Origin of the sequence: Mucilaginibacter pineti (genome assembly GCF_900101875.1) — a bacterium.
In the GTDB taxonomy this organism is placed as follows: Bacteria; Bacteroidota; Bacteroidia; order Sphingobacteriales; family Sphingobacteriaceae; genus Mucilaginibacter; species Mucilaginibacter pineti.
The window spans coordinates 434,236-445,652 of sequence record NZ_FNAI01000003.1; the positions used below are offsets into that span (position 1 = coordinate 434,236).

Annotated in this window: 9 protein-coding genes; all 9 read left to right on the plus strand. The window is 41.7% G+C overall.

From position 1 onward, the window contains the following. The first annotated feature begins 36 nt into the window (after positions 1-36). The 9 genes from BLS59_RS10060 to BLS59_RS10105 all read left to right on the plus strand — a co-directional run bounded on the left by BLS59_RS10060 (position 37) and on the right by BLS59_RS10105 (position 11,297). Positions 37-900 carry a glycosyltransferase gene (locus BLS59_RS10060; RefSeq protein WP_143014092.1) on the plus strand — a complete coding sequence of 288 codons (864 nt, stop codon included), beginning with the start codon at positions 37-39 and terminating at the stop codon, positions 898-900. Then, entirely contained in the window at positions 897-1,922 is a 1,026-nt protein-coding gene (locus tag BLS59_RS10065) for a glycosyltransferase family 4 protein (protein WP_091148560.1), read from the plus strand. Before BLS59_RS10060 ends, BLS59_RS10065 begins: the two co-directional genes overlap by 4 nt. Next, complete coding sequence (locus BLS59_RS10070; RefSeq protein ID WP_091148563.1) at positions 1,919-3,034, plus strand: glycosyltransferase; 1,116 nt, start codon at positions 1,919-1,921, stop codon at positions 3,032-3,034. The genes BLS59_RS10065 and BLS59_RS10070 overlap by 4 nt, the downstream gene beginning before the upstream one ends. Position 3,035: 1 nt before the next feature. After that, a complete protein-coding gene (locus BLS59_RS10075) occupies positions 3,036-4,337 on the plus strand; it encodes a glycosyltransferase (protein ID WP_240315207.1) in 1,302 nt (433 codons plus the stop codon). 221 nt (positions 4,338-4,558) lie between these two features. Beyond that, positions 4,559-5,728, plus strand: a complete 1,170-nt coding sequence (locus BLS59_RS10080; RefSeq protein WP_091148566.1) for a glycosyltransferase family 4 protein — start codon at positions 4,559-4,561, stop codon at positions 5,726-5,728. Positions 5,729-5,740: 12 nt separating this feature from the next. Then, entirely contained in the window at positions 5,741-7,180 is a 1,440-nt protein-coding gene (locus tag BLS59_RS10085) for an exosortase Y-associated Wzy-like protein (protein WP_091148568.1), read from the plus strand. A gap of 80 nt (positions 7,181-7,260) precedes the next feature. Continuing rightward, the gene (locus BLS59_RS10090) at positions 7,261-7,491 is read left to right on the plus strand and encodes a hypothetical protein (RefSeq protein WP_091148571.1); all 231 of its coding nucleotides are present in this window, start codon (positions 7,261-7,263) and stop codon (positions 7,489-7,491) included. A 695-nt stretch (positions 7,492-8,186) separates the two neighbouring features. Further along, on the plus strand, positions 8,187-10,124 hold the full coding sequence (locus BLS59_RS10100; RefSeq protein ID WP_091148575.1) for a glycoside hydrolase family 30 protein: 1,938 nt from the start codon (positions 8,187-8,189) through the stop codon (positions 10,122-10,124). 270 nt (positions 10,125-10,394) lie between these two features. Beyond that, positions 10,395-11,297 (plus strand): AraC family transcriptional regulator, encoded by a 903-nt coding sequence (locus BLS59_RS10105; protein ID WP_091148577.1) that lies wholly within the window; start codon positions 10,395-10,397, stop codon positions 11,295-11,297. The last annotated feature ends 120 nt before the right edge of the window (positions 11,298-11,417 follow it).

Sequence of the window (11,417 nt, forward strand, 5' to 3'; positions counted from 1 at the left end):
CTCATCAGGGGAAAAAAGAGGCCTGGGGGCGTAGGAATGATCGTGATTAATCTGATGAAGGGACTTGACAGGCTTGGCGTAACATACCGGTTGAATGATTACCGTTATGCATCAAAACATCCCGAGGAGATCGTTTGTATTATCGGGATGCCTTACTTATTATACACAAAGTCATGGCGAAACCCCATAATATTCGGTGCCGGTATATATTCACACGCAATAGAGTGCCCCGACCTTTTGTTGAGGTATCCCAATGTAAAACGCGTATTGGTGCCAGGAGAGTGGATGCGGCAAATGTTTGAACCCTTTTACGGGGAAAAGGTCATAGCCTGGCCGGTGGGAACAGATACAGATCAATGGTCGCCTGAGATAAAGCAAGCTCCTGAGTATGATTTTCTCATTTATAATAAAATAAGGTGGCAGCATGATTATTATGAAGAAACCTTGCTTGCTCCTATTCGGGCAGTGCTGGAAAAAAAGGGTTTATCATACCGCACCATCACCTACGGACACTACAAACCCGAGGAGTTGTTAGCCGGCCTTCAACTATGTAAGAATGTATTGTTCCTTTGTGAGCATGAAACACAAGGGCTAGCTTACCAGCAGATATTAGCAACGGGTACACCTGTCTTAGCCTGGGACAGAGGTGGTTTCTGGCAAGACCCTGCCTACTATCCCCAGCGGGTACAATTCAGCCCGGTCAGTTCTGTGCCTTACTGGGATAAACGCTGCGGGCTGACTTTCACTGCGTTTTCAGATTTTGAAAGCAAACTTACTGCATTTCTTATCGGTGCCCGGGATTTTAGGCCGCGGGACTATGTGATGGAAAACCTGACACTTGAAAAATGTGCAGATAACTATCTCGGGATCTATAACCAAATACTTCAGGAACAAACTTGAAAATAGCTATTATCGTCAACCCATTGATTCCAGTGCCTCCTGAACATTACGGAGGTATAGAACGAATTATTTTTATGCTGATACAGGAACTTGTGATCATGGGACACAATGTTACCTTGTATGCCCATCAAGATTCCGTGCCGGGGTGCCCCCTTGTTCCATACCGCGAACACGCACAATACAGCACTGGAGATTTTTTGAGGATCAATTTTTTGACCGCGAAAATTGCATTTGCAGGATTCGATCTGGTTCATACTTTCGGCCGCATGAGTAATATTGCCTTACTTATGTTTAGCGGCATAAAAAAAATCGTGTCTTACCAACTGCCACCTACAGTACTAAGGGTGAAGAATGCAGCAGGTCTTGCCCGTAACGGAACCTTACAATTTACAGCCTGCAGCAACTTTATTGCCGGTCAGATAAAAGATTTCTGTAAGGTTACCACGATTTATAACGGGGTCGATATCCGGGATTACGATTTTCAGGAAACAGTACAACCGGACGCACCATTAGTTTTTCTTGGGCGAATACAAAAAGAAAAAGGTACAGCTATTGCTATAAAGCTTGCTTTGCAAACCGGCAATAAACTTGTCATAGCCGGCAATGTGCCAATGGAAGCAATCCATCAGCAATATTTTGAAGAAGAAGTTAAACCTTTTATTGATGGAATTACCATCCGTTACATCGGCCCCGTTAACAATGCCGAAAAAAACGTTTTGCTTGGCAATGCCAAAGCTTTTTTAATGCCGGTTATGTGGGATGAACCTTTCGGGATCGTAATGGCCGAGGCTCTGGCCTGCGGAACGCCGGTGATCGGGTTCAACAGGGGGGCCTTGCCGGAAATAATTGAAAACGGGAAGAATGGTTTTTTGTGCAGAGACTATGAAGAGATGTGCCAGGCGGTTCAGAACGCTGGAGCTATAGACCGGCATCAATGCAGAGAGACTGCCAGGATAAAATTTAGCGCTGAGGTAATCGCCAGACATTACGAGGAGCTTTACAAACAGATGACGGGCAAATGAATAAGACCGGATTATTTATTTCAGATGAAAACTACCTTAACCAGAATAATACAGGTGGGGTGCAATTATGTACCCGCGAATATCTTGAATACTTGCGTCAGGCCGGCATTCAAATCCAGGAATATCCCGTCAGGCCGGTTATTAATGTCTTCAATCGGGTAAAAATTAAACTGGGGCTGGATACTTATGATCATTATTCCGCATCGCCTTACTTAGGGGAGCTCATCAAAACAATCAATGAATCAGGTATCAAACTCGTTTTTTTTAACCAGATCAACCTTTCACCCTGGGCTAAGCAGCTTAAGCGCTATGTTGCTGCAGATGTAAAGTTTATAGGTTTGTCGCACGGTAACGAGAGCGCCGACTACCTAAATGATATAACGCGCCAGGGTAAAGCTGGTTTCCTAAAAGCATGGCGGTTGGGGAAGCTGCTAGTCCGTGAGCACAAGTTCTTTACCCTGGCACTGGATGGCGTGGTTATTTTAAGTGCCCAGGAGGTAGCTATCAATCAATGGCTTGGCGCACAGGAAACGTTCTACTTGCCAAGGTTGCTTACGCCCGGGTTTATGGAAACAATGCCATCGCCGGGCGTAGCCGGTTTTGTGGGTACACTTGATCATTTGCCTAATAAATTAGGTATAGTTTATCTTGCCGATGAATTAACAAAGCTTGATTTTTCGGGAACGATCCAACTGGTGGGCGGTCCTGCTTACGTTGGCATGGAGCTGGCTCATCGCTATTCTTTTATAAAATATAAGGGGCAGCTGGATAATGCCAGGCTGAATGACGAGATCACCGGCTGGTCGTTATTCTTGAATCCGGTTTTTTGGTACGCGAGAGGAGCGTCTACAAAGCTTGCACAGGCAATCAATCTCGGTATACCGTGCCTTACAACAACAGCAGGTAGGAGAGGGTATGAGCTTAGCGACGAAAACATAGTGGTGCAGGGTAATAAGCCGAGAGACTTTGCGCTGGCAATTGTTTCGGCTTTATCCAATGAAGCAATGTTAAAAAGGCTGGGCGCTTCTTCCCGGCATAACGCATTGCATTTTGATAGCGGTAAATATGCCGATCAGCTTGCGGGATTTTTAGATCAGCTAAGTGCAAAATAATTTGAAAAGGGTATTGATTATTTCCCCTTACTTTCCACCTTCTAATACCCCGGATATGCAGAGGGTAAGAACCAGCCTGCCTTATTTTCAAGAGTTTGGCTGGAACGCCGATGTGGTGGTGGTTCATGAAGACTACTCGGAAATGTCTAAGGATGAGTTATTACTGCAAAGCATACCTGCAGGCACAATAGTTTACAAGGTGGCGGCTTTATCGCGAAAATGGACGGCCAAGTTCGGTTTAGGGAGTATCGCCTTACGATCTATGTTTTTTTACAAGAAAATGGTAGATAAGTTATTAAAAGATAATCATTATGATTTGATATACTTTTCATCTACGCAATTTCCAGTTTGTGTAATGTGCGTATGGTGGAAAAAAAAGTTTCAGATACCTTATGTTATCGATATGCAAGACCCTTGGCACTCAGATTATTATCAAGATAAGCCCCGTGATCAGTGGCCCCCTAAGTACTGGTTTTCCTACCGTATGAATAAATTCCTGGAACAGGTGACCCTTAAACATAGTAATGGGCTGATCGCTGTTTCTCAAAAATATATTGACGACCTAAAAGCACGATATCCCATCATCAAATCTATCCCTGAATCAGTTATTACCTTTGGGGCTTTCGCGCCTGATATAGAAATAGCCGTAGCTAACAGAGATAGTTTTCCGAAACTTTTAATTGAAGGCTTTATCAATATAGTTTATATCGGCCGGGGTGGAATGGATATGCATAAGGCCGTCGAACCTGTTTTTAAAGCGCTTCAAGCGGGGCTTTTAAGTCAACCTGAACTGTTCGGCAAGTTCAGGTTTCATTTTATCGGTACGAGTTATGCTGCAAAAGGAAAAGGCGTGCCTACAATTTACCCCCTTGCAGAAAGCATGGGTTTGCAGGAACTGGTTTCAGAATCAACAGACCGCATCAGTTATTATCATGCGTTGGTGACCCTTAAAGACGCGGATGCATTATTCCTTCCGGGCTCTGATGATCCGGCTTACACCCCGTCGAAGATTTATCCATACTTGCTTACCCAAAAAGCCATGCTCGCAGTGTTTAACACACGGAGTCCGGCAACTGAAGTGCTCCGTAATAGTGCAGACGGCACAGAAATAGTTATTTTTGACAAGGCGGATGCTGTCAGCAGAATTAGCAGAATCCTCACTAAATGGGCTAATAAAGAATTTAAGCCGATTCACTTACGGCCGGGTTTTGAAAATTTCAGTGCAAAAAACCTTACAGGAAAACAGGTTGATTTATTTATGAAGGTCCTTGAACATTTTGAAAAAACAGATACGAACGCTTGACGGTTTGTTGTTTTAGCTGCTCTGGGGTATTATCTTATAATTTGTATTTTACGAGCCTTGTTTTTTCAGGTAGTAACATATTTACTCATTTTTTTATTTTATGACATTTTGGGACTATTGATTGCGACAGCCTGTAGCGATTTTTTACTTTATCCAATTTCTTTATTCAGTTACAGGTTGTTGGAAAAACCCTTTTTATTGATAGGAAATTTTACGAACAAGTGAAGAAACTTGCTATTATCACTACGCACCCTATTCAGTATTATGCGCCGGTATTCCGTTTACTTCACGAACGGGGCAATATCGATATCAAGGTATATTATACCTGGGGTAGCGATTCGTTGAATAAACATGACCCAGGCTTCTCGAGAGTTGTAGACTGGGATATTCCCCTGCTGGAAGGTTATCCGTTTGAATGGGTTAAAAATACAGCAACCGATCCGGGTTCTCATCACTTCATGGGGATTATAACCCCCGGGCTAACCAGGCAATTGGCAGACTTTGCGCCGGATGCCATTCTTGTTTTCGGATGGGCATATCACAGTCATCTCCAAGTGATCCGCAGGTACCATGGTCGTTTACCGGTTTATTTTCGGGGAGACTCCACGCTACTTGATGAATCTTCTTTGTTTATCAAGCGGTTGATGAAAACGACATTTCTGAAGTGGGTGTACCGACATATTGATCATGCGTTTTTTGTTGGAACAAACAATAAAGCATATTTTAAAAAATATGGTTTGAAAGAGGAGCAGCTTAGTTTTGCTCCACACGCTGTGGATAATAATCGTTTTGCCCAGCCAAGGCTGGGGGAAGCGGAAAACCTACGGATAAAGCTTAAAATAAGGACAGACGAAATCCTGATTTTATTTGCTGGTAAATTAGAACCCAAAAAAGGCACAATGTTACTGATGGAAACTTTCTTGTCTTTGAATCCTGAAAATTGTCATCTTCTTTTTGTCGGGAGCGGTTCTTTGGCCCCGATGTTACAATTAAAAGCGAAAGGTAAGGAACAAGTTCATTTTCTTGATTTTCAGAACCAGTCCGCAATGCCGGTATTATATCAGGCTTGTGATATTTTTTGCCTGCCATCCAGTGGCCCCGGAGAAACATGGGGACTGGCAGTAAATGAAGCCATGGCCTGCGGTAAACCTATAATCGTTTCTGATAAAGTAGGCTGTGGTGTCGACCTTGTTTCAGCGCATAATGGTGTTGTTTTCAAAGCCGGTGACCTCGTAACGTTCAGGCAGGCATTAACTGATTTACTGGTGAAAAAAAGGGAACTGGCAATTTTGGGTCAACAATCGTTGTTGACCATCAAGGAGTGGACCTTTAAGCGTGTAGCAGAAGCAATAGAACAAGTATTATTAAAGTATCCGCGAACAAATCACTAATTTTAATAATCTATGAGATTGCAACGTGCAGACGATATCAGATCACAATTTTCCAGTCATCACCAAGTATTTAAGTATTTCATTCTTTTTGCTCCTTTTACGTTAGCATCTCTATTTGATTTTGTTCCCATTGCTTCTTATTTGATTGCATGGTCTGGTTCATTTTTTATCTTTTTTGTTGTGCTCACAGGAAGGATCAAGCCACTACCTTCTGACCGTCCTGTGTCAGACCAACTGATGCGGCCTGTCTTCCTGGTGCAGATTATCTTTGCCGGGTATATGAGTTGTACCTCTATTTTTTATTTTTGGAGTAATCTGGGTTACTATTATTCCCAGCAGTCCCTGCCAATTAACGAGGATGCGTTAGCGCTCATCGCGCAATGCCAGCGTTATTATTGTCTGGGGCATGCTGCTTTAGTTACTGGCATACTGGTGTTTATGAAGTATCCGGTTATGTCAAAATATTATATTGAAAAGCAAAAGGTGGCTAATCTTCTTCTCACCATAGCATTGGTCGCTTACCCACTTTCTCTGCTATTTTTAGCATCACCCGGATTATCGCAATTTTACTTTCAACTAAATTCTTTAAGTTTTATAGCTGGCACGCTGGCACTTGCCTTTGCCTTGCCAATGCAAAAGTTGGCCAATCTATCGCTTTGTCTGATTTTGTATGCTTTTAATTTTTATAGCGCTTTGCTTTCCGGGTTTAAGGAGCCGATCATTATCAGTGTGGTGGTGCTGGGTGTTTTTTTGTATCCAAGTTACAAAAAGATGGTGGTCGTCACGTTTATTCCTTTATTACTTATTTTATTTCTTTTCCTTCCTTCTTATGTAAATAGTTTCCGGGGTAGCACTAACTCAGGAGAGGAATCGTCGGACAATGCTTCGCGGATTGCGTTAGACGAGGCTTTGAACGGAGATTCCATGGATGAAACGAACTGGGGTTTTCTGGTTTACAGACTGAGTGAAATAGATATGTTTACCCATTATGTGAAATCGACGCCTGATGATGTAGCATTTTACAAACTACAACTTGTAAAGCAATCTCTTATTGCGATTGTTCCGCGTTTTTTCTGGCCAACGAAACCCATAACCGAGGATCTTATTATGGAAAGGGTGTACAATGCCAACGTAATTAACCGAGGTTCCAGTGCATCCGCAAAGCCCGCGGTGATTGTCGACGCTTATCTCTCCTATGGGGCAGGCGGGATATTGATCTGTCTTTTTGTATATGGAGCATTAGCACAATTGATATCCATCAGGGCCGAGAAATTATTCGGAGGCTATGTCATGGGTTGTGCGTTGATTTTTAGCGGCCTTTTTCAGGTTTTTTGGCGCGGCCTCAGCTTCGAATTTCTGGTTAATTCTGTTTTCTGGAGCTATGTGAGCATGTGGGTCATATTTAAATTATTGCGCGTTAAAAATATAATTAAAGTACGCGATATTGTGTGAAAATCGGTTGGGTGTCTTAATCACCGTTCCGATCAAAATCTTCAAGTGCCGCGATTGTACTTAAATAAGGAAAATGGTTAATGTGTTTCATCAGTTTAGTCGTTAACTATGGATTTTGTTTAGGTTTACCATTTACCTTCAATATAAATAGCAGAGATTTTTTCATTTGCTGGTATGCGAGCTGGGCAATCCTAAGCGTTAACATCAGTCCGTCAATCTTATTAGAAGAGGATATGGGCGCCGCCGCCATTGGCGGCAGCTTTTTTTCAGGTCAGCAACATACAGTTATCGCCGCTACCAACAGCGGTTAAAGAATAGCTGCAATTTACCAGCAGTAGAGCCCCTATCAGTAGATCAAGTCCTTTTTCTTTCCCACCCATATAAGAAAATAATTTTAAATATCTCACCTTGATGATGATAAACGCTTGATAGTCCGTTTGATAGTTTGACAAAATTCGGGATCAGGTTAATGATCCTGTATTTTGTACCATTTGAAATAACAAAACCTTCATGCCGCGTTGTTACATAGAAACGGCACCGTTTAAAATAGGTTTGCTCAATAATTCATGGATAACCCATTTTGTTTTATTATTTCTGTTTTTTAAAGAATAGGGGCCCAAAGTTACCCATGGAGACACGATAATAGGACCATCGCGTGGTAACGCAATCAAGCAAGATAACAGAGAGAAAAGGTTCCGCCAAGCATGAATATGTACAATGTTGTATGTTTTGATTTGGCGCCATAGTGCCAACATCAGATTTGAATAATTATGCAGGTTCTTATCAATAATCGGAGGGAAAGTTATGCCTAAATAGCATTAAAATCCGAATACTTTAACTGATTCAAGACCATATGGATGCTGTCCGAAAAAAACAAATATGGTAAGTATCCAATGAATGGGCCCATTAATATAATGTAAGTTACCTTTCCACAAAATAACAAATGTTGCCGTCGCTTTTTGAATCCATTTTTTTAATATTACATTAAACTCCCAATTATATTCCGATGAAAAAACATATATTTTGCCTTGCGACAATGTTGGCAATGCTGTCGAACATTAATGCCCAAACAACAATTTCTTTAAATGTAAATGATAAAGGAAGAGTATTTGAAGGGGTCGGAGCTGTAAGTGCCGGAGCTTCCAGTCGTAATCTGGTTGATTATCCTGAAAAGCAACGGTCTGAGGTGCTTGATTTTTTATTTAAACCAAAATTTGGTGCAGGGTTTCAGCATCTTAAAGTTGAAATAGGTAGTGGCGAAAATTCTACTTGCGGCAGTGAACCTTCCCATGCTATTACGCGCGATGAACTACTTGACCCTAAGCCCCGGGGGTATGAGTTTTGGTTGATGGCCGAAGCGCGCAAACGCAACCCGAATGTAGTATTGGATTGTCTTCCCTGGGGATATCCAAGCTGGGTTGGCAATCGTTTTTCGCAGGAATCTGCCGATTGGTTTGTTGCTTTTTTGGAAACTGCAAGGAAGCACTATGGACTGGATATAAATTGGATTTCTGCTGCCCAAAATGAAAATGGAACCGATTTAAACTGGATAGCTAATAATTTACGGCCAACGTTAGATGCTCATGGTTTTTCAAAAGTGAAGCTTCAGGCTCCTGATGATGACAGCGAGTTTTGGCAGGTATTTGATAAATTAGAAAAGGACCCTAAACTTAACAACCTCATTAATGCTGTAGGTTATCATTATATAGACGGTCGTGAACCCTGGGAAATAGACCAGAAGACAGGTCACAACGCTACTGAAAAAGCCAAACAGTCAGGTAAACCGCTATGGGCAAGCGAGGAGTGGAGCCAGTCAGGGGAGGAATGGGGCGGTAAAGGCGCTCTTTATTTGGCCCGCGTAATGAACAAACTTTACACCCGTGACCGCATAACAAAGTTTGAGATCTGGTGCCCTGTTGATGGTATTTATGACCAAATTATTTGGGCCAGTACCGGAGCACTCCAGGCTGATTCTCCATGGAGTGGTCATTATACCATATGGCCATCGGTATGGACCATTGCCCATACCACTCAATTTGCTGAACCCGGTTGGGTATATATGGACAACGCTTGCGGTCAGTTTGACCCTGCTACCTGGCGCGGTAGTTATGTTTCTTTGCGAAATCCAAAAACAGGCGATTGGTCGGTGGTTATGGTTACCGGCGAAAAAAGAAAAGTAAAGCTAAATATTGGTAAAGAACTTAAAAACGGGCCTGTTTATTTATGGAAATCAACCGAAAAAGAGCAGTTTATCAAACAAAAGCCACTGCGGTTAAATAAGAATACTATTGAAATAGCATTGGAACCAGATGCAATTTATACCTTAACCAGCACCACCGGACAAACAAAAGGTTCATTTGGTACTCCGCCAGAAAGTAAGCCGTTTCCATTTCCATATACAGAGAATTTTAGCAGCTATTCCCCTGGCCAAACACCACGATACTTCTCTGATCAGAAAGGTACTTTTGAAACCTACCAGTACCCTAATGGGGGAATGTGCCTGGCACAGATAGTTCCCGATCAAGGGATTTTATGGTATAACAACTGGTTATTGAAACCGCACTCATTATTTGGCGACGTTAATTGGCAAAATTATAGCATCGACGGTGATGTTTTACTTGAAGGTGGTGATGTTGAGATAGGCGGACGTTATGCCGATAGAGATAAACTGGGCTTTCGCTGGATACTTACCCGTGATGGCAGGTGGCAACTAAACTGGCAATACCTCACGATTGATTCGGGCCAAATTGAGGAATTTCAACCCGCGAATTGGCATCATCTGCGCCTGGAAATGAAAGGTGACCAGGTTACCGGATTGGTGGATGGCAAAAAAATGACAACCGTTACAAATAAATCTGGTTTAAGGGGTATGGCCTTCATTGCAAGTACCTACAACCATAATTTGTTTGATAATATTCATGTGGAGCCATTGCCGGCTGAGTAGCGATATGTTACCGAATTATAATGTTGATTTTTTTATGAAATAAACCTAAGCACAACCTGTTGGTGTTAGTACCTGGAAAGGTTTTGTCTTCCAAATGTTATTTTATTGTTTTATTGACAATTATTATGTATAATAAGCATTAATCTGCCGAATTATGCTTAATTATGATCGGATTTTAACAATTTGTTGCCATAATTTATCCATTAGTTGTTAGTATTTGCTTTTTAGTGAAAAATGATTGTAAATTGAACACTAATTAATCATGTAGCTATGAAAGTATTACAATTTACTATTCCCGTACCTTATGACAAAAGTGTAATCGCGGAAAAAGTTTGTCAAGCCTATCATTATCCATATTTGCATCGCCATAAAGAAATTCAGCTTACATGGATTCAAAAAGGGGAGGGTGTGTTAATTGCCGGTAACAATATGCATGATTACGCTGCCGGCGACATTTTTCTTATCGGAGCTAATATGCCCCATGTATTTAAAAGCAATCCCGAATATTTTGTCGCCGATTCTGGAAAAGAAGTAAAGGCCCTGACGATATTTTTCAATGCCGAAGGCAAGCTTACCCATATCTTCAACCTGCCCGAAATGAAGCAATACAGCACCTTTATACAGCAGCACCAGGAAGGGTTTAAAGTTCCGGCATACCTGGCAGACAATATATCCCAGGCCATGATAAATTTAGAGAAAAAAGGTGGTCTGGATCAGCTTGTTGCTTTTTTTGAACTGATGAAAGCCATGGCCACCGTTAATAACAAGCCAGAACCATTGTGTACTTATGGCAATTTACCTTCAATTACCGATAATGAAGGGATTAGGATTGGTGGCATTTATAACTATATCATGCAGCATTACAGTAAAGAATTAACGCTGGATGATGTTGCCAAGGTTGCGTTTATGACACCAGAATCATTTTGCAGGTACTTTAAAAAACATACCGGGCATACCTTTGTAACCTTTTTAAACGAGGTACGCATCAATGAAGCCTGCAAAAAACTTATTGCACACCGGTTTGAAAATATCAACACCGTAGCCTACAAGTGCGGGTTTAAAAGCATCACAAATTTTAACCGGGTTTTTAAAGTGGTAATAGGCATATCGCCAAAAGGCTACCTGGAAAACTACCACAACAACGTGGTAACAATGGGCCGCGTTGCAAGCTAAATGCATAACCCATATTGAATAATAATTTATTTGATTTAAGTTAATAGTTGGTTAATTAATATTCAGTAAAAGATGGCCGCTTTCAATTGTTGAGCGGCCTCTTTTTTTGAAACGATACGG